This is a genomic window from Pseudoalteromonas sp. RW-H-Ap-1 (assembly GCF_048318575.1).
Classification (GTDB): domain Bacteria; phylum Pseudomonadota; class Gammaproteobacteria; order Enterobacterales; family Alteromonadaceae; genus Pseudoalteromonas.
Genome location: NZ_CP166996.1, coordinates 2,426,038 through 2,444,933 on the forward strand (window position 1 = coordinate 2,426,038; position 18,896 = coordinate 2,444,933).

The following is an 18,896-nucleotide window of genomic DNA, read 5'->3' on the forward strand; positions in this document are numbered from 1 at the left end:
AAATAAAATTTAAATAAGTTGAAAACATATGTCCAGTTCTTTTGATTCAATATGGGAAGATATCTATTCAAAAGGGAATCATTTAAATCTCTACCCTTTTGATGCCGTTGTATCGTTTTTATTTAATAAACAACTTAGAAATATCCCAAGAAGTCAGCAAAATGTGATTGAGGTTGGATGCGGTGCTGGTAATAACCTATGGTTTGCTGCCAGAGAGGGATTCAATGTATCTGGAATAGATGCAAGTACTAGTGCCATAAATTTTGCAAAACATAGATTCAAGCAAGAGAAACTACTAGGTAACTTTGACGTTGGAAACTTTATTGAGCTTCCTTATGAGAGTTGTTTTTTCAATTTTGCAATTGATAGATGCGCTATTACACATACCGACCGATCGAGTATATACAAAGCGGTGGATGAAATTTACAGAGTATTAAAAAATGAAGGGCTATTTTTGTTTTGTGCTTTCGCTGATTCTCATTCAAGCGCTTCTAATGGAATCTATAATAAAAAAAGCGAAACAATTGAAAATATAATGGCAGGTACTCTTACCAATGTAGGCCAGGTAAGTTTTTTAACATTTAGTGATATCAGCGATTTATTCCAAAGCCCGAAGTGGGAAATCATTCAATTAAATTTGGTTGAGTCAACTGATTTGAAACAACCAGCTAATAACATTCAAGCTGAGTGGCGAGTTATAATCAAAAAGGTTCAAATATGACAATTAAGATTGGCAAAAAAAACATTTTTAAAGCAGGTGACCCTTTCATAATAGCTGAAGCTGGTATAAATCATAACGGTGATATAAACATAGCAAAAAAAATGATACTTGCAGCCAAAGGAGCTGGATGCGATGCAGTAAAATTTCAAACATTTAAAGCATCTGAGTTTTGTGGAGATCCACAGCAAATGTTTACGTACACTTCTCAAGGTAAAGAAGTTACTGAGTCCATGCTGAGTATGTTTAGCCGCTATGAATTCACCAAAGAGCAATGGCAAGAGCTTAAAAAATACTGTGATGAAAACTCAATTTGCTTTCTTTCAACACCACAAAACGTTAGTGATTTAGAGCTACTTCTGTCAATTGGTATTAATGCGATAAAGGTTGGTTCAGATGATTTTACAAACATACCTTTACTTAAAGAATATAAAAAAGCAAACCTTCCAATGATTTTATCATGTGGGATGGCTAATTTAGCAGATGTATACTATGCACTAGAGGCAATTGATGCCATTCATGATCCTTCTGTTAAAGTCATTCTATGTCTATGTACTTCACAATATCCAACACCACCAAATGATGTAAACTTAAATAAATTACATACTTTAGAAAGTGCTTTTCCAAATATCATTAAAGGGTTTTCTGATCATACTCAGGGGCCATTAGCTTCTTCTTTGGCGGTTGCATTTGGTGCAGTGGTATTTGAAAAGCACTTTACATTAGACAATGACTACCCAGGTCCAGACCATTGGTTTTCGGAAAACCCAGAAAGCTTGGAGCATTGGTGCCAATCAATCCGTACAGCTCATATAATGCTGGGAAGTTCATTAGTTGCACCAACCAAATCAGAGCAAGAAATGAAAAGTCTTGCTAGGCGTTCAGTTGTTGCATTAAAAGATATTAAAAATGGCGAATTACTAACAATAGATAATATCGGATTGAGACGCCCTGGTAACGGCTTGCCTCCATCCACTTTTGATAAGATAGTGGGTCTTAAAGCGACTAAAAATATACTAAAAACAGAACTTATTGAATTTGGAGACTTTAGTAATGTTTAAAAAAATGTTCGCTAAACTTTTTTCTGAGCATACTCATATAAAAAGAAACAAGTTCCACCCTTTAACATGGATAAATGGCGAGCCAATTATTGGTAAAAATGTATATATCGGAGGATTTTCTGAAGTTAATGCAACCAAAACAAAGGTTAAGATTGGTGATAATTGTGATATTGCCTCATTTGTATCAATTAACTCGGCTGACTCACATAAACTTTGTATTGGAATCGAGAAAGAAATAGAAAGAAAACCAATAGAAATAGGTAACAATGTTTTTATTGGCTCTCATTGCGTTATTAAAGGGGGGCCATCGTGGGTCATCATAGTGTTATAGCTGCAGGAACTATTGTTGAACCTGGAGAATATCCTCCATACTCATTAATAATTGGTAATCCTATGACGGTTAAAGAATACTATTATAAAGACAAACTAAAAATCGTATGATCCCTCATAATAAATTATCGTTCAGTAAAAATGAAAAATGCTACGTCAATGACGCACTCGATTCTCGTCAACTTTCTAATGGCTCATATACAGAGAGATTTGAAAATGGAATTTGTGATTTATTAGGGCTACCAAATGGACATGCCGTTGCGGTTACAAGTGGCTCTGCTGCACTATTTATCGCATTACAGGCACTTGATGCACAAAATAAAAAAGTAGCTATACCGTCATTTGTGTGCAGCTCACTAAGAAACGCATGCATCTTAAGTAATAGCCTAGTTCATGTTTGTGATATTGAAGGTGACTCGTTAAAGATTGATCAAAAAGAATTAACAGACAGCCAAAGCGATATACTTATAAATCCCTATTTATTTGGAATTTCGAACCCTCTTCCAGATTTTAAAGGCAGCATAATAGAGGATTGCGCTCAGTCTCTAGGCGCAAAATTTAGGGATAAAAGTCTGGGTACAATAGGAGATATAGGTATTTTATCTTTCTATGCAACTAAACTAATTACCTCTGGCGGCCAAGGTGGAATGTTAGTTTCTAAGAATAAAGATTTAATAGACTTTTCAAGAGATTTTATAAACTTTGATATGCGTAAAGATGCTTCATTTCGTTTCAACTTTTCAATAACAGAAATACAAGCTGCAGTTGGACTAGCACAACTTGAAGAATTTCCTGAGTTTTTACAAAAAAGAAATGAAATTTGGGATATATATCATTCCATGGGCTTAAATTTAATTGAATCCCCAAATAAAGGAAGTGTACGCTATAGAGCCGTTGTAAAAACGCCTGATGCAAGTAAACTAATAAAACACCTACATAATAATAAAATAGGTGCAATTGTGCCTATAGAAGAGTGGGAGCTGCTAAGTAAAACGACCAGTAACGCAATAAAACTGAGTAATTCAACTGTTTCCATTCCTTTATACCCAACACTATCAAAAAACGATGCTTGTAAAATTGCGAGTGTTATCGGAGAGTTTAATGAAAATATCTATTAATCAGCCAGCTTACCTGCCATGGCTAGGTTACTTCGATAGAATTGAGAAAAGTGATCTCCACGTAGTTTTAGATCATGTCCAGTTTGAAAAAAACTCAATGGTAAATCGCAACAAAATAAACAGCGTTAATAATCCGATTTTATTAACCGTTCCAGTGTCTACAAAGGGGAAATTCGGTAATCTTGAAATAAATACTATTGAAATCGATCAGATTATTCAGTGGCAGAAAAAACACTGGAAAACAATTTTGCTTAGCTACAGTAAAGCGCCATTTTTCTGTAAATATAAAGACGAATTGGAACTTATCTATAGAAAGAAATATACCAAGCTTAATGATTTGCTTAAAGACCAGCTAACATTTTTCTTGAACGCTCTTCGTATCAAAACCCCAATATTATTTAGTTCATCTCTTGATCTAAAAGAGTCTAAATCAGACTTAATACTTGAAATTTGTATCAAAACCAACGCATTTCATTATATTTCAGGGCCTTATGGAAGAGATTATATTGAACTAGAAAAATTTTATGAAAACAATATCTCAGTTTCTTTCCATGATTATAATCACCCAAACTACACCCAGTTAAGTAAAGTTTTTAATTCTAACCTAAGTATATTAGATCTGATAATGAATCATGGTGATAACAGCCTTGCTATATTATCTAATAATACCTAGTGAGGCTTTTCTAATACTACGTGATATTCTGCATGGATAGACTTCATATTTTCGTGCAGTTTTTCTTTGGTTAGTAATTCAATATCAAGAATATTCCATTTATTGCCTATAACTTCGTAAATTTGTTTCTCATCAAAAAAACAGATTTGTTCAATTCCCTGCAAACTTCCTGCGTCAATATTACTAACTAACCGTGTTTCTTCATTGTAAATTCCACTCAAAGCGCTTGTATGTGTTCGAGCATAAGGTGAAAAAATAAAACGACCACCAGGTTTTAAAGCTCGAAAAATATCATCAAATGCATTTGTAATCTCAGTAAAGCTCGCACATGTTAGAGATCCCCTGTCCAAAACTAGATGAAAGGTCGAATCTGTCCAAGGTATTTTAGTAAAATCCCCACACCTGAACTCTCCAGTAAGGTTTTCTGCTTGAAATCGCTCTTCACACTTTTGAATTGCATGTGATGAGTAGTCAAGGCCATAAACATTAAATCCTTCCCTAGCACAAAACCAGAGGTTACAGGCTGTACCGCAACCTAACTCTAATATATTCGTTTTACTAGCTTCTATATTGGGTTTGAAATTATAAACAAAACTCACTATATAATCCCATGGATAACGGTTTTCTTGCCCATCTTGATATACGCTATTCCAAAATCTATTATCAGCAGTCATACTTTAATTCCTTTAATATAGTATCTGATATATCCGTTAGTGATGTTTTTAACGGATCAATAAAAAATAAATTAGGCATTTTATTACTTAAGTCTATTTTAAGTTGCTCATAAACTGGACTGTAACCAATTAATGGAAGGTTGAATGTTTTAGGTGCTTTTAAAACTTTAAAGATTTCAGGTAATTCTCCACTACACACATTAAGATCACAAACTTCTTGCCAAATACTCTCAAGATACAATTCGGGGTTATCCCATATAGCCGAACCTAATGATGTAGGGATTTCACAGCAAATATATGTTTTGTCATTGATTATTTGGCCGCTATAAAGGCCCGCTGTTGAAGCTCTAAAAATATAAGTATCCGTACTATGATTATGAATGTAAGTATAAGGGCCTAAGTTTTTAACTGGTACCTCAAAATATACTAGTACCATAGGTAAAGAATAAACATAATCATGGATGACATCTCGGGCGAGCAATTTGTTTTCTAAAGAAGCAACATCTGCAGACCACACTAATCGTTCAAAAGATAATGTTAAACCTTTTTTGGTCACAAGTGAGTTATCTAAAACGGAATCTATCTCATCTGAATAGATTATCTCCACACCATTTCTGATTAAAAAATCTTCTGCCTGCTCGCTAAAACTAGACATTCCACCCACTTTCGGATAAAAGTTTCTATAATTATAGTCCTTTGCAGCCTCAGAATAGTACTTCATAGGGTCTGAATGGCTAAAAACAGCAAGCCGTTCATCATAAAATGGGTCTTCTTTTAAGCTGATTGATATATCTTCGTTAAAAACTTTAACCCGCTCAAAAAACAATATATCCTTTGCCTGTGAGGATAATAGATTAGGATCAATACCTAACTTTTTATCTGCTGCTTTGCAAAGTAATTCTCCAGCGGTTTTCCCAAATCTATGATGTAAATACTCTTTTAGCGTTTCTGACTCTTGTAACGGTAGAGACTTTAAATTTTTAATCTCATCACTTATTTGAGCCTTTAAACTCTCTTCATGAGATAAATCAGGTACCGTGTAGTTCTTACTCCAATGATTATTTGTCACACCCGCATATAAAACATCGATAGGCTTAACATTACTACCTAATATATCGAATAAAAAGCGCGTAATATCACTGTTGCTATTGTCGAATATTTGGCACCCCAAATCTAAATTATATCCATTCCATTTTATCCCTTTTAAATGACCTCCTAAAGCCGAACCAGATTCGATTATAGTGACTTCTTGATTATATTTTAAAAGTATTACCGCAGTAATAATTCCTTTGAACCCGCCACCAATAATGATCCACTTCATTAGCTCAATTCCTTAAAATCAATGTATACTCTAAATTAACATAAAACAGTATTTTACTATAAAAATATAGCACTTTAGAAAAGTAATATGCAGAGAAACCCTATGAAATTAACTAACGATAATAATCAATTAATTTATTTAAGTTCATTAACTTTAGAAGATGTTAGCCTTAATTATTTATCTTGGCTCAATAACCCTCAAGTAAATCAGTTTTTGGAAACAAGGTTTGAAACTCAGTCAATTGAGTCAATCAGTGATTACATTCAGAAATCTTTAAATACCAACAACGAATATTTATTTGCAATAAGAACTATTGAAGAAAGTGAGCACATAGGTAATATAAAACTCGGGCCTATCAATAATAACCACAAAATAGGCGATATCAGCTTGTTTATTGGTGATACTAACTTTTGGGGTAAAGGGGTTGCAGTCGAAGCAATCAATACAATTACCAAATTTGCGTTTGAGCAGTTAGACCTTTATAAAATAAGTGCTGGAGCGTATGCAGAAAATACAGCTAGTACCAAGGCTTTTATCAAAGCTGGTTATAAAAAAGATGGGATTAGAAAAAATCATTTTTTATTTCAAGATAAATATAGTGATTTGGTATATGTCTCGATAGAAAATAAAAAACTTAACGTCTAAATTTATAAACGTTAAGTTTTAAGAATCAAATTTTTGATGGTTTATTATAATTTTCAATAAATTCTAGGTAAATACCCTTCATATGCTCATTAAAGGCATCAACGCATGCATTTATGAACCCTGCACGCTTTTCTAAATCACTATAGTAGTAACTACTTGTCATTATATATGCTTGAAAGTACCTAAAAGAGCCCTGAATTAGCCAATACACTACGATATCGTCAGCGTTTCCATTTTTTAAGGTTAACAATGACTTATTTTGAATGTTGAATATATCTGCAAGCTCCTCTCTTGAGTTAAAGCTCACTGATGTATAAGCCAATAATTGCTCTAAAGCATATTTAGTTTTACTTTTTATCGCATCCATTTTCGATTCAATATTATATGGCGATAGTTGCTCCAAAGATGTCGCTTTATTTAATAAGGAAGCTATTTTATCTTGCTTATTAGCGATAGCTTTTATGTCATTAATATCTTTTATATGTTTAGGCTCTGTGTATCTAATAAAAGCACCATTCGCTGTGTTAAATACTTTAACATTCAAGTTTTTTTGGAGCAATAATTCTAAATTACCTTTTGATGAGTCAAATATAGGTGTTGTAAAAACCTCTTCGGTAAAGTTACCTTTAACAACAAATGCATCTTCAATACCTTTTTCAACTACTTTTTTATGCTTAAAATCATTATCAAAATATATGCTGTGTTTGGAATGGTGATGCTCTTTAGATTCAAAGCCCAAGTCAATACCAACTAAATATACATCCTCAAACCCTAATTCAATAGCTGTAGCAAGTGCTGTATTTGATACTGTAGGATTACTATAATCTGGGTAAGTAAACTGTTTTTTTGTATCTAATGCTCGAATAAGGCGACCGCCTGCATCATTTACCTTTGATAACAAATATGCACTTCTAAAACGTTTTAAAATATTATCGTATACGGTGTTCAGTGCAATAATATTTATTTCATCAAGTTTAGTTGTTAATCCAGAAGTACGATTAATCGACTCAATCCACTCTAGCAAACCTGCAGTTCGCTCCATTTCAATGTGAATATCAGGTTTAATATTATTACTAAGCAAAGCTCTTAATGCGGTACCACAAGAAATTATGATGATGTTATTTTGATTGGTTTTTAAAAACTCAATTGCGGAGTCCAAGGACGGTCCATTAGCAACAATATATACAGGATGATCACGCAAAGTGTTTTTTACTAATTCAGGCTTTTTCAACACTGGAAATTTTGCTTTTAGATTAGCTAAGGTATGGGATACACCAATAATTTCATCTTCAAAAATCCCCACCCCGCGGCCCAGCGATGTCCAATACCTCTAATACGTTCAACCGCCCTTTCCATTAATGGGCTATCATAATGCTTTAAAAACAGTACCTGACTGATATTAAAGTGTCCGTTTTCAAATAAAATCTTAGAGATTTCGTTAATTACACCGTCCTCACTGCCACCCACTCGTATTGAAAACTGCCCGCCATTAGCTGTGCATTTATCAAATAGTGGCTTTAACTCGATACAATGTAAAAGTGCATAGAAAGTATCTTTACTCGGCTCAAATAAGAGCACGTTTAGCACATCTTTTTTATTAAATAATTCTTCAATTTGGTAGCCTAATCCTCCCCCTAAAACACACACAAAATCTAGGCGTTTTTCCTCTGCTGGATTGTTAATTTTATTATCTGTTTCAGCTGTTCGTACGTTGTAAATTGATTTTAAAAGCGCTGCATGTTCAAAGACAATACTGTCGTCATCTTGATGTTGTATTATAAATTTAAAGTAAAGCGGCTCAGTTAAAAACTCAGCCACTTGTTTATGTGCAAAGTCTTTTGGGTTTTCTTGGTATACAAATTTATCTTTATTGTAAAGGTTTATATTACTTGCCTCATCAATAGCAACTCCAGTATCGCTTGGCGTGTAATCTTTAAATACATCATAAATAGCAGGCATTTGCTCTTTTAAAATAGCAAGATTAGCAAGCAGGGTTGCTTGCAACATCATTTTTGTTAATTCTTGTTGATTAGCGTCCAAATTTCACTCCGCTTAACTTGATTTTTTAACCACCCCAGGAAGGTTAGCTAGTTGTTGTTGTAAATAACTGCCTGTTGAATTTAAATTAGCCACTAATAAATCCATTGCATTATATTGGCTATATAACCGCTCTTCATATTTAGCCATACGAATATTAAATTTTTCCACATCAGTTTCTAGTTTAGAAAGCTGTGATTCACGCCCTTCAATACGTGAACTAATAATACCATCAGAAGCCGTATAACCTTTAATAACAGTGTCTAACTGGCCAACAAAACCATCACCGTCATTTTCACCGACAAAAAAGGTTTGTAAGGCTTGAGGATCCTTTTCTATCGCAGCTTTTAATGCGTCAGAATCAATACTTAATTTTCCTGATCGCTCTGTTCTGATGCCAAAATTGGCTAAAAAATCAGTATTGCCATTTCCCGTGCTAAATTCTGAGGTTAACAATGAGCGTACCTGATTAACAGACCCTCTTAATAAGGAGTCACCAGCAAGTGCCCCTACGCCCTCTTCAGCACTTGAGCGTCCCAGCTGTTTTGATAAATCAATAAAGGCATTAAATTTGTCAACAAATGAGTTCAAGCCAGCTGTAATATTGTTATTATTTTCAGTTATAACAGCTTTACTTAAATCATCGTCAGTGCCATGCATTTTTTTTGCATTAATGGTGACACCTTCAATAACATCTTTAAACTCATTGGTACTGCTTGAGGCCACAAGCGTTCCATCTATGGTGATAGAAGCATCGGTTGCTGCAGTTACCTCATTTAAATTTTCAGCGTAAGTTGTTGATGCCGTATCGCTATCATACGCCAAACGAGATAAACCTAAAGTATCTGTATTATTGCCATCAGAGACATCATCGACAACAATTTTTATTGCATTTTCTGCTCCGGTTTCTTTACTCGACAATACTAATCGCTGACCGATGTCATCAGTGATAATGGTGGCGTTTACAGAGTCATTATCAACTGAATCATTAATCGCATCACGAATATCGGCAAGTTTTGCGGTGTCTGACACTGTAATATCAAAACTGTTAGAACCAGAGCTGATCGTTAGCTTACCCTCACCCACCGCTTCATCGCCAGCTACAGCATCTGATGTTAGCTTATGGTTTTCAGCCAAACTATTAACTTTAATTGAGTAATTATTGGTTTGCGCATTTTTCTCAGAACTTAAAGTAACAAATTCATCACTACCACTAATTGTTCTCTTTTGAAACTCCTCAACAGAGGCTAGTGACTCTAATGAGCCATTTAGCTCCTCTAAAGACGCTTTTAGCGTGCCTACAGCAGATATATCAGTGGTGAAATTAGCTTGCTGTTTTGTTACTCGAGCTTGATAAGGGGATTTTTCAGCATTGACTAAAGCACTTACAATTTCGTTTACTTGAAGTCCTGAACCTATACCTGTAAATGAAATAGCCATAATTGTTACCCTCTTAAATTACTGAAAAACTAAACTTTAAAATCAACCAATACACCCGTGGCTTCTGCTAATTTAGCCACTATACCTAATACTTCTTCTGACGGATATTGCTTAACCAAGTCGCCGCTCTCTTTGTCGATAACCTTGATTACATTACGGCCAGAATCTTCATCTACTTTAAACTGAAGACTGCGGTTCATTTCACCCATAAAGTCCTGCAATTGCTGTACCACCTTTTCTAGCTTTTCAGGTGACAATTCAGTTTTAGAGACTTCATTATTACTTGCAGCAGCAGGAGTGGTTGTATTCTTCTGCTCATCAACATTTTGCTTAACTTGAGATGGGGCTTGATAACTTGAGGTAACCTCACCTTTTTGCGCTGAGCTGATATTTAGATTTAAATTTTGCGTTTCCATAATTCGCTCCTACTATAAAGCGATAAAAGCTTTATACCTATACAAGAAAGGAAGGGTTGCCCCTTCCTTAGTAGTTAAAGTATAGAGCTTATTGTTAAATTAACCTAATAAGCTAAGTGCTGCCTGTGGTAACTGGTTAGACTGAGCTAAGATTGTTGTACCAGCCTGTTGCATAATCTGGTTTTTAGTCAGTTTAGCAGTTTCTGCAGCGTAATCGGTATCTTCTATACGGCTTTTAGAAGCCGATACGTTTTCTGATACGTTTGCAAGGTTGGCTATAGTAAAGCCAAAGCGATTTTGGGCAGCACCTAAATCAGCACGTTGAGCATCAATCTGCGCTAGGGCTGCATCAATAGTTTGTATTGCATCTTGTGCACCTTTAGACGTTGCGCCTGAGATATCTACATCTTCAACACTTACTAAAGCACTTGTCCCACCCGTTGATGTAATTGCAGTCCCAGCTGTTGTACCCGCATACCCAAATAGTTCATTAGCTGTTTTGCCTGAAATACCTATTTTATTTGCTGAACTTAAGTTCAACTCAGACGCAACACTTACCGCTAAATTTGCTGCTGCAGATGTTACGGCTTTACCGCCAACTGTAAATGAACCTGAGCCAGCTGTAGCCGCAGCAGTCGAAACATCAATACCATTTACACCAGTTGCTTTAAGAGCGATTTTATCATCACCACCTTCAACTTTAGTATAAATAGCATCGTAACCGTCTGCCTGCATATCTTTAGCTAGACGCTCCATGTCACCACCGTAGGTACCTAAGTCATATTTATCATCACCAATTTGCAATACCGCTTTAGCGCCTGAATCAATACCTACTATTTCTGTTTCAAGGTTTGCAGTTGCAACCACACCAGCATTTGACGCATTGATTGTTTTTGCTATATCAGCAGCACCTTGACCACCGGTAACTGCAATGCTTTCACCATTAATATTTAATGTGTCAGCCGTCGTGTTATGGTTATCTGCAAGCGAACCTGTCATCGCTGCACCTAAACTTACCGTACCACCAGCCGTACCTCCACCAGTAATAACATTCGCACCAATTGCATCAGCTGATACATCGCGAAGGCTTACATTGATTGTTTCATTAGCGTTTGAACCGACTTGGAACTGCTTAGTACCAAATGAACCATCTAGTAAGCTAGTTCCACCAAATTTAGTTGTTTCTGCGATACGCGTTAATTCTTGTTGTAATGCGCCTACTTCTTTTTGAAGAGCCGCACGCGCCTCTGCATCATTTGAACCATTCGCTGATTGTAGTGCTAAGTCACGCATACGTTGTAGAATGTTTGATGACTCTGTCATCGCACCCTCAGCGGTTTGCGACATTGAGATACCGTCATTAGCATTACGCTGAGCAACACCCAAACCGTTAATTTGTGAAGATAAACGGTTAGCAATTTGAAGACCTGCCGCATCATCTTTCGCGCTATTAATTTTCATACCAGATGAAAGACGTTGCATTGATGTGCCTAATGCATCGCTAGATTTTGATAAGTTTCTTTGTGCATTTATTGATGCAACGTTAGTATTTACTGATAAAGCCATGTTATAACTCCTGATTACTTTCGTAATGTAACTAATTGATTTTAACCAAGAGCCATCACAATAAAAATCTGTTCAAGCTCCGTTCTAATTAAGTTAACGGCCGTTATAAAATTACCTTTAGCTTTTTTTAAAAAAGTATGTTTTTTTATAATTATTTTATAAATCCATGTTTTTTTAAATAATTATATTTTAAAAGTAAATGTTGGATCAGCGTTTAAGGGCAAGTTACGCCTATAGCAATTATTTTATATTATGGTTTTAAGTGGCTTATTTTCTGCAAAGGTTTGTAGGGTAATACCTCTGTTTAAGTAATTTACAGATGATGACTTATACTGGGTAGAAGAAAGCGTTAGGTTGACCGTTCTGGTTTGTAGTATTTAAACAATAAACGCAATATGAACCGGTTGACATCAATTGACGAACAACCGGCCTCTCATGAAATATAGCACGTAGCTAATTTAAAAAAGCTTAGCAAAGTGATAGATATTATTGACATAGCTAATGACTTGCTAAATTAGTTTCCATTTTATTTCGTAATATTTAACTAGCTTAGTTATTAAAATATATCGAAGCGGGAGCGTCTTGGTGGGCTATAACAATATCAAGATCGCCATCACCATCTAAATCAGCAAGAGCTACAGCCCTACTACTATTATTACCTAGCGATTGACGACTGTCATAAAAAGTACCCGAACCATCATTTATATACACTTTATCTGCATTACTAAGAGCATTAGCTTCAACTAAATCATCAAAACCATCACCGTTTATATCTCCAAGAGCAACTGCCCAAGTGTAATCATTACTTTTACCAACATTACGGCTTACTGTTAGCTCAGAGCCTTTTCGAACTCTGTTGTACGTTAGCCAGCCTGCAGTTACAACATCTTGGTATGAATCATTATTGACATTACCAACAGCAACTCCTGGAGCATGATAGTTACCAGCCGTTTTTTCAACCGTTCTAAGCCGCCCACGTTCATCACTCATATACACAGTGTCTTCATTCATGTTACCTGCATAAATGTCTAACATACCGTCACCGTTAAAATCTCCAACAGCAATAGCTTGCGTACGTGTATTTCCCTTCATTCTTGGCTCCTTTAATATAAAGGAGCTATTAAATATACCCATCCCATTATTCTTGTAAACATAATTAGGATCTCCAACATTTCCTGTAACTAAATCAATATCACCATCATTATCGATGTCGCCAACAGCAAGCGCATTAGTATCGTTATTACCTAACAATTGCCCTGAGTCATTAAAAACTCCAGTTCCATCATTGAAATATATTTCATTTGGACCATTTGGAATTCCAATTGCTAAATCTGAATAACCATTTCCATTGAAGTCAGCAAGCTTTACAGAGAATATTCTTTTGTTATCAGCAATCACTTGCTCAGATTCGGTAAATTTACCGAGACCATCGTTAAGAAATACTTTAACACCACGGCGATAGGTGATGCCTATAATAATATCTAAGTCGCCATCGTTATCTATATCATTTATTGCTAACGAGAATGCGCTTCCAGTGCCTAATTTTTGACTTGAATCAACAAAAAACCCCGTACCGCTTACAGCGCTAAAGCTTGTTAAAGCTAAAGAGACTGTTGCGCAAAGTATACTAAGCTTACTATTCATTATGGTAATTCCTTTATCCTAGATAATTGAAATTAAATTATAAAATATTACTATTTAAAGAGCAAGCAATTTGTTAACGAAAAAGGTACAAAAGATAAAGTGCAATCTGTATAGCGCAATTCAAGTAAGTGGTAAAAATATTGAAGTTTAATTGCGGTTATGCTTGTTAAATTTAATGCTTTTGATGCACCATCTTTTAAGTTACAAAAAACGCACCTAAGTAGGTGCGCTATATGATTAATTTTTATTGTAAAACGCTATTTAACCACCAAGTAAGCTCAATGCTGCCTGTGGCAACTGATTTGCTTGTGACAAAATAGTAGTACCTGCTTGTTGCATAATTTGGTTTTTAGTTAGGGTTGCGGTTTCAAGCGCATAATCGGTATCTTGAATACGACTACGCGAAGCAGACACGTTTTCAGATACGTTAGCAAGGTTAGCAATAGTAAAACCAAAACGGTTTTGTACCGCACCTAAGTCAGCTCGCTGTGCATCAATTTGCGCAAGAGCAGCATCGATTGCTTTAATAGCGTCTTGCGCACCATCAGAAGTCGCGCCAGAAATATCAACACTTTCAATACTTGTTAATGAACTAGTACCGCCTGATGATTGTATTGCAGCAGCCCCTGTACCAAACAATTCATTCGCAGTAGTCCCTGAAATACCTATTTTATTTGACGACGATAAGTTTAGCTCTGCAGACACGCTAAATGAGTTAGCAGTACTTTTTACTGCTGATCCACCTAAAGTAAAATCACCTACCTCAGTACCTGTAATATCAATACCATCAACATCAGTTGCTTTAAAAGAAATTTCTTCAGTTGCAGGGTCGTAAATAGCATCATAACCAGCTTGTTGCATATCGGTAGTCAAGCGTTCTTTTTCACCACCATAATTACCTAAGTCAAATGACTTTTCAACCACGCCATTTTTCTTAATTTCGATGACGCCTTTACTGTCAGATGTAATATTCGAGAAAGTAGTGACAATTTTTGCTTCTGCTACCACACCAGCGCCTGACTTGTTGATAGTATCTGCAATAACAGCAGCACCAGAACCACCAGCAATAACAATATCTGTACCATTAATATTAACCGTGTCCGCACTTGTACCATGGTTGGTTGCTAAGTTAACAGTTTGTACATCGCCAAGCCTAGTATTTGCATCTGCAGCGTTGCCTGGCCCTTTAATTTCATGTGCACCAATTGAGTCTGCTGCTACATTACGTAAGCTTACATTAATGGTTTCATTCGCATTTGCGCCCACTTGGAATTGTTTTGTACCAAATGTACCGTCAAGTAAGCTGGTTCCACCAAATTTGGTGGTGTCTGCAATTCGAGTAAGCTCTTGTTGCAAGGCTGCGACTTCTTTTTGAAGAGATGCACGGTCAACAGCACTGTTTGACCCATTGGCTGATTGCAGTGATAAGTCACGCATACGTTGTAAAATGTTTGCTGACTCTTGCATCGCGCCTTCAGCAGTTTGCGCCATAGAAATACCATCATTGGCATTACGCTGAGCTACTGTTAGACCATTTACCTGAGACGTTAGTCGGTTGGCAATTTGTAAACCTGCAGCATCGTCTTTTGCGCTATTAATGCGCAAACCAGATGATAGTCTCTGCATTGAAGTTTCAAGTGCCATGCTAGATTTAGATAGATTGCGTTGCCCATTAAGTGATGCAACATTTGTATTTACGCTTAAAGCCATTTTACCATCTCCTAGTTTCAATCAGAATGTGGTTCAAAATATTTAAGCAAAAACCACACTTTCTATAACCAGTTGAATGCATTAGTTGTGCCAACTAACAAAAAATAGTTAAGCGACTGTTTTATAATAATAAATAGCGTTTATTGACACTTAAAATCAGAGGTTAGCATTTTTTTGACAGGAGAAAAAAGGGGGTGACAGTTTTTTGCCGCTTCGTTAAGGCAAGTTATTACCTACTTTTCTCGTATAGTAATAACCTGCCTTGGATGGTATTTATAAATAATCAAATAATGAAAGTTTAGCCAAGCGACCAAAAGTCGCTTGTGAAGCCTGTAAACCAGACTCATGTTTAGTGAGATCGCTGATGGCTTCAGCGGCATCAATCTCAATTAGGCTAGATCTGTTTTCTTGATTATTAATATCTAGAGCACTGTTTGAGTCGGTAACACGCTCAACTACATTCATACGCCCACCTAAACCAGCCTGAGTAAACACAATTTGCTCACTAGCATTTTTAAGCTGAATTAAACCATCAGATAATGCTTGGTTAATTTGCGTTTCATCAAGTTGTTCGTCATTTAGGCTAATGATCAAACCTTCTAGCGTATTAAGTACATTTTCTTTGCCTGGTTTTTCAAGAGTAAAATCAAGCTGTCCTGGTGCTGCCCCCTCAAGTTGAATTTCCATACCTGCAAATTCAATCGGTTCATCGGTTACTTCACCCGTAACGGGTGGTACAAGAGGATTACCATCACGTAATATTTCATATTGATCTGGCGCTGAAGGGGTCGCCCCAGGGATCACATTAATATTATAGGTATTGATCGTTGGAGAAATAAGCGGATCTGGGTCTGAGTTATAATTATCTTTATGAAAACGGTCAAACTCGCCTTGGTTTTCAACATAAACAGTTCCAGCGGTAATGCCGCCTGTTGGCGTTCCATCGTTTGAAACTACATCGAGTCGCGCATCAACTCGTTCAAATACATTGAAGCCATTATCGCTTGATTTGATCTCAACGCCTTTTGCGATCGTCACTTCGTGTTGGCCTTGATCGCCTTGATATTCGTATTTGCCATTGGTGCTATTAAATGTATAAGTTTGAATATCGTCTTGATAGCCAGAGAAAAGGTATTTCCCTCCTTCAGATTGACTATTCATTAAATTAAGCAGTGATTTTTGCAATTCTTTTAGTTCACTGGCAACTGAAGCCAAATCACCTTTATCTAACGAACCATTGCCCGCTCGTATAGTTAACATTTGCGCTTCTAAAATAGTGTCGTTCATACCTTGCAATAAACTTTCTTCGGTTTCTAAACGCCCTTTTAGCTGATTAATATTCTTCGTCAGCTGCTCATTAGTTTCTATTTTATTGGTGTACAACATACCTTGCGAAATAGCAGCAGGGTTTTCAGAGGTACTCAAATATTTTTGACCTGTATTAACGCGCTCCTGCGCACCAGCTACATTTTGTTGATTCTCAAGTATTTTATTAATGTTATTTTGATACATTAAATTATTTGATAAACGCATAATTACCTCGCCGCACTCAATAAGGTGTCAAAAATAGCTCTCGCTGCAGTTAATACTTGTGCAGAAGCAGCATAGGATTGCTGGAAGCGCAGCAAATTAGCCGCCTCTTCATCTAAGTTTACGCCCGACAACGATTCGTACCAGGCTTCTGATTGTTGTGCTAAAGCATCAAATGCAGCACCATTGGTTTTTGCTTGACTGGTTACCACACCAACATCGGTGACTAATCCAGCATAGGCCTGATTCAATGTTTTATGATTATCAGCTGATGCGCTCGCTACTACATTTTGACGTACTAAATCGGTATTCTGTAAGTCAGCAAGTTTTTGGCCGTTGCGGTTATCATCAAAACCGCCTTCATTAAATTCTAAATTAAAGGTATCGCCCATTGCTGGTACGCCTTCAATATTAAAGTCAAAACCATAACCATCGTATGGTGCACCGGCTTGAGCGAGTATATTGTTAGCAGGCGGTGTAACTGTAAACGTAGTTGTGCCATTACCATCAGTAAGTTGATATTCGTTAGCATTGGCTGTTTTAACAATGCTAATAGGGCCATTTGCTAAACCCAAAGGATTACTAAAGCTGCCAGTGGTTACATCGGTAACATTACCCGGTGAAATAGTCCCTGTACCTGTATTATCAAGGCCGTCTGATGTTCTAATTGGGGAGGCCAATGCAATGTCCTCACCTCGACCTGTTGTCAACGATATATTGCCAGCCGCGCCACTATTAAGTTTTACCTGAAATTGGTCACCGGCATTACCGGCTCCCGTTATATTAAGCTCTAAGCCAAACGCCTCTCCGCTGGTAATAGCAGCTGAATCGATAATGCCACTGGGTGGGATAATTGCTAAAGAGGCTGTACCTAAAGGTTCACCTTTATTATCAATTGGCTGAATACTTACTTCGTTAGGGTTACCCGTATAGGTGATCACAAAATCACTGGCTGGCAGATCACTGCCTTTACCTGCCTCAACGGTTGCTGACATATTAGCTGTTCCGGTGTTTGCTTGATAAACAAAAGCACTGACCGTTGGGATATCAAAAATATCCCCTCCGAGCTCACCGTTTGCATCCATACCTAGACGGTTTTGCTGATTAAACGAATCAGCAAGCGCAATACCCATCTGGCCAATTTGATTTTGTGCCGGCACCAAAATATCGTCTCTAAATGCTAATAAACCGCCAATTTTACCTTTGAGTTTAGAAGGGTCTATATCGAGTGGCACAGCCTTACCGCCATTTACATCTAAGCGTAGCTCTTTAAAGTTAGCATCAGGATCGCCACTAATCGAAAACAAGTTAAATGACCCATTTTGCATAACAACGGCTTCACCTGTGCCCATAAACACTTGTTTTTCACCATTAGGGCCATCAAGTGTTTCTATATCAATTAGCTCAGATAAATCACGTATTGCTTTATCACGCTCATTATAAGCAGAGCTCGCATCAGCTTCGTTTTTGGTACCATGAACACCCGCAATTTCTTGGTTCAACGAACTAATACTTTCGATTAACGTATTCGCCTCTTCTGAAAAAATCTCTAATTGCTCATTAACCACTGCTTTTTGCTCTGATACGATACCTGCAAGCCGATCCATTTGATCAATCAGGTTTTGCGCATCACTCATCACCAACGAACGCGCAACTGTTGATGAAGGTTGATTAAGAGCTTCTTGCACGTTATTAAACATTGAGTTGATACTAGTTGATAAGCTGTTTGATTTTTCTGAAAAAATTTGATCAACCCGACTCGCTTCACTAACAAATTGATCAAAAAAGCTTTTATTTGAAGTATCTCGGTTTAATTGCTTTTGCGCAAACTCATTCAATAACCGGTACGTTTGGCCACGGCCTACCTGATTATCAATCATGGTGGTAAACTCGGTGCGCTCACGTACATACCCTTCGGTATTAACATTTGCGATGTTTTTACTTGTCGTTTGCAATAACTCAGAGTTTGCTCTTATTCCTGAATTAGCAATGTTTAATAAATTAAACGACATG

17 protein-coding genes and 1 pseudogene are annotated in these 18,896 nt (G+C 36.6%); 6 read left to right on the forward strand and 12 right to left on the reverse strand.

Going from position 1 to position 18,896, the window contains the following annotated elements:
• The first annotated feature begins 28 nt into the window (after positions 1–28).
• The 5 genes from AB8618_RS11610 (at position 29) to AB8618_RS11630 (ending at position 3,900) form a co-directional block, all read left to right on the forward strand.
• Positions 29–721 carry a class I SAM-dependent methyltransferase gene (locus tag AB8618_RS11610; RefSeq protein WP_409423650.1) on the forward strand — a complete coding sequence of 231 codons (693 nt, stop codon included), beginning with the start codon at positions 29–31 and terminating at the stop codon, positions 719–721.
• Complete coding sequence (locus AB8618_RS11615; RefSeq protein WP_409423651.1) at positions 718–1,779, forward strand: N-acetylneuraminate synthase family protein; 1,062 nt, start codon at positions 718–720, stop codon at positions 1,777–1,779. Before AB8618_RS11610 ends, AB8618_RS11615 begins: the two co-directional genes overlap by 4 nt.
• Positions 1,772–2,110 carry an acyltransferase gene (locus tag AB8618_RS11620; protein ID WP_409423652.1) on the forward strand — a complete coding sequence of 113 codons (339 nt, stop codon included), beginning with the start codon at positions 1,772–1,774 and terminating at the stop codon, positions 2,108–2,110. The genes AB8618_RS11615 and AB8618_RS11620 overlap by 8 nt, the downstream gene beginning before the upstream one ends.
• 106 nt (positions 2,111–2,216) lie before the next feature.
• Positions 2,217–3,227 (forward strand): DegT/DnrJ/EryC1/StrS family aminotransferase, encoded by a 1,011-nt coding sequence (locus tag AB8618_RS11625; protein ID WP_409423653.1) that lies wholly within the window; start codon positions 2,217–2,219, stop codon positions 3,225–3,227.
• A complete protein-coding gene (locus AB8618_RS11630) occupies positions 3,211–3,900 on the forward strand; it encodes a WbqC family protein (protein ID WP_409423654.1) in 690 nt (229 codons plus the stop codon). The genes AB8618_RS11625 and AB8618_RS11630 overlap by 17 nt, the downstream gene beginning before the upstream one ends.
• Here AB8618_RS11630 and AB8618_RS11635 read toward each other — a convergent pair.
• The gene (locus AB8618_RS11635) at positions 3,897–4,574 is read right to left on the reverse strand and encodes a class I SAM-dependent methyltransferase (RefSeq protein WP_409423655.1); all 678 of its coding nucleotides are present in this window, start codon (positions 4,572–4,574) and stop codon (positions 3,897–3,899) included. The two genes, AB8618_RS11630 and AB8618_RS11635, sit on opposite strands and share 4 nt — an antisense overlap.
• The gene (locus AB8618_RS11640) at positions 4,564–5,895 is read right to left on the reverse strand and encodes an NAD(P)-binding protein (protein ID WP_409423656.1); all 1,332 of its coding nucleotides are present in this window, start codon (positions 5,893–5,895) and stop codon (positions 4,564–4,566) included. Before AB8618_RS11640 ends, AB8618_RS11635 begins: the two co-directional genes overlap by 11 nt.
• Positions 5,896–5,997: 102 nt before the next feature.
• Here AB8618_RS11640 and AB8618_RS11645 point away from each other — a divergent pair, with 102 nt between their 5' ends.
• On the forward strand, positions 5,998–6,540 hold the full coding sequence (locus AB8618_RS11645) for a GNAT family N-acetyltransferase (protein ID WP_409423657.1): 543 nt from the start codon (positions 5,998–6,000) through the stop codon (positions 6,538–6,540).
• Between the two features lie 25 nt (positions 6,541–6,565).
• Here the strand turns inward: AB8618_RS11645 and AB8618_RS11650 are convergent, their stop codons facing one another.
• From AB8618_RS11650 to flgK, 10 genes and pseudogenes are all read right to left on the reverse strand, one after another.
• Positions 6,566–7,843, reverse strand: coding sequence for a motility associated factor glycosyltransferase family protein (locus AB8618_RS11650; RefSeq protein ID WP_409423658.1), 1,278 nt, complete (start codon positions 7,841–7,843; stop codon positions 6,566–6,568).
• Entirely contained in the window at positions 7,798–8,580 is a 783-nt protein-coding gene (locus AB8618_RS11655) for a hypothetical protein (protein ID WP_409423659.1), read from the reverse strand. Before AB8618_RS11655 ends, AB8618_RS11650 begins: the two co-directional genes overlap by 46 nt.
• A 12-nt stretch (positions 8,581–8,592) precedes the next feature.
• A complete protein-coding gene (fliD, locus tag AB8618_RS11660; protein WP_409423660.1) occupies positions 8,593–10,017 on the reverse strand; it encodes a flagellar filament capping protein FliD in 1,425 nt (474 codons plus the stop codon).
• A 29-nt stretch (positions 10,018–10,046) separates the two neighbouring features.
• A complete protein-coding gene (locus tag AB8618_RS11665) occupies positions 10,047–10,433 on the reverse strand; it encodes a flagellar protein FlaG (RefSeq protein ID WP_090494480.1) in 387 nt (128 codons plus the stop codon).
• Between the two features lie 99 nt (positions 10,434–10,532).
• Complete coding sequence (locus AB8618_RS11670) at positions 10,533–11,999, reverse strand: flagellin (protein WP_413400634.1); 1,467 nt, start codon at positions 11,997–11,999, stop codon at positions 10,533–10,535.
• A 549-nt stretch (positions 12,000–12,548) separates the two neighbouring features.
• On the reverse strand, positions 12,549–13,643 hold the full coding sequence (locus AB8618_RS11675; RefSeq protein WP_409423662.1) for an FG-GAP repeat domain-containing protein: 1,095 nt from the start codon (positions 13,641–13,643) through the stop codon (positions 12,549–12,551).
• Positions 13,644–13,904: 261 nt separating this feature from the next.
• Positions 13,905–14,504, reverse strand: coding sequence for a flagellin (locus AB8618_RS11680; protein ID WP_409425584.1), 600 nt, complete (start codon positions 14,502–14,504; stop codon positions 13,905–13,907).
• Positions 14,505–14,942: 438 nt separating this feature from the next.
• Positions 14,943–15,353: pseudogene (locus tag AB8618_RS11685) on the reverse strand (flagellin); the annotation flags it as partial.
• A 273-nt stretch (positions 15,354–15,626) separates the two neighbouring features.
• The gene (flgL, locus tag AB8618_RS11690) at positions 15,627–16,886 is read right to left on the reverse strand and encodes a flagellar hook-associated protein FlgL (protein ID WP_413400636.1); all 1,260 of its coding nucleotides are present in this window, start codon (positions 16,884–16,886) and stop codon (positions 15,627–15,629) included.
• 2 nt (positions 16,887–16,888) lie between these two features.
• The gene (flgK, locus tag AB8618_RS11695) at positions 16,889–18,895 is read right to left on the reverse strand and encodes a flagellar hook-associated protein FlgK (RefSeq protein WP_413400637.1); all 2,007 of its coding nucleotides are present in this window, start codon (positions 18,893–18,895) and stop codon (positions 16,889–16,891) included.
• Position 18,896 lies beyond the last annotated feature (1 nt).

Coding starts and splice junctions, on each gene's coding strand:
- AB8618_RS11610 (WP_409423650.1), top strand. CDS start 29: ATGTCCAGTTCTTTTGATTCAATATGGGAAGATATCTATTCAAAAGGG.
- AB8618_RS11615 (WP_409423651.1), top strand. CDS start 718: ATGACAATTAAGATTGGCAAAAAAAACATTTTTAAAGCAGGTGACCCT.
- AB8618_RS11620 (WP_409423652.1), top strand. CDS start 1,772: ATGTTTAAAAAAATGTTCGCTAAACTTTTTTCTGAGCATACTCATATA.
- AB8618_RS11625 (WP_409423653.1), top strand. CDS start 2,217: ATGATCCCTCATAATAAATTATCGTTCAGTAAAAATGAAAAATGCTAC.
- AB8618_RS11630 (WP_409423654.1), top strand. CDS start 3,211: ATGAAAATATCTATTAATCAGCCAGCTTACCTGCCATGGCTAGGTTAC.
- AB8618_RS11635 (WP_409423655.1), bottom strand. CDS start 4,574: ATGACTGCTGATAATAGATTTTGGAATAGCGTATATCAAGATGGGCAA.
- AB8618_RS11640 (WP_409423656.1), bottom strand. CDS start 5,895: ATGAAGTGGATCATTATTGGTGGCGGGTTCAAAGGAATTATTACTGCG.
- AB8618_RS11645 (WP_409423657.1), top strand. CDS start 5,998: ATGAAATTAACTAACGATAATAATCAATTAATTTATTTAAGTTCATTA.
- fliD (WP_409423660.1), bottom strand. CDS start 10,017: ATGGCTATTTCATTTACAGGTATAGGTTCAGGACTTCAAGTAAACGAA.
- AB8618_RS11665 (WP_090494480.1), bottom strand. CDS start 10,433: ATGGAAACGCAAAATTTAAATCTAAATATCAGCTCAGCGCAAAAAGGT.
- AB8618_RS11670 (WP_413400634.1), bottom strand. CDS start 11,999: ATGGCTTTATCAGTAAATACTAACGTTGCATCAATAAATGCACAAAGA.
- AB8618_RS11675 (WP_409423662.1), bottom strand. CDS start 13,643: ATGAATAGTAAGCTTAGTATACTTTGCGCAACAGTCTCTTTAGCTTTA.
- AB8618_RS11680 (WP_409425584.1), bottom strand. CDS start 14,504: ATGCAACAAGCTGGTTATGATGCTATTTACGACCCTGCAACTGAAGAA.
- flgL (WP_413400636.1), bottom strand. CDS start 16,886: ATGCGTTTATCAAATAATTTAATGTATCAAAATAACATTAATAAAATA.
- flgK (WP_413400637.1), bottom strand. CDS start 18,895: ATGTCGTTTAATTTATTAAACATTGCTAATTCAGGAATAAGAGCAAAC.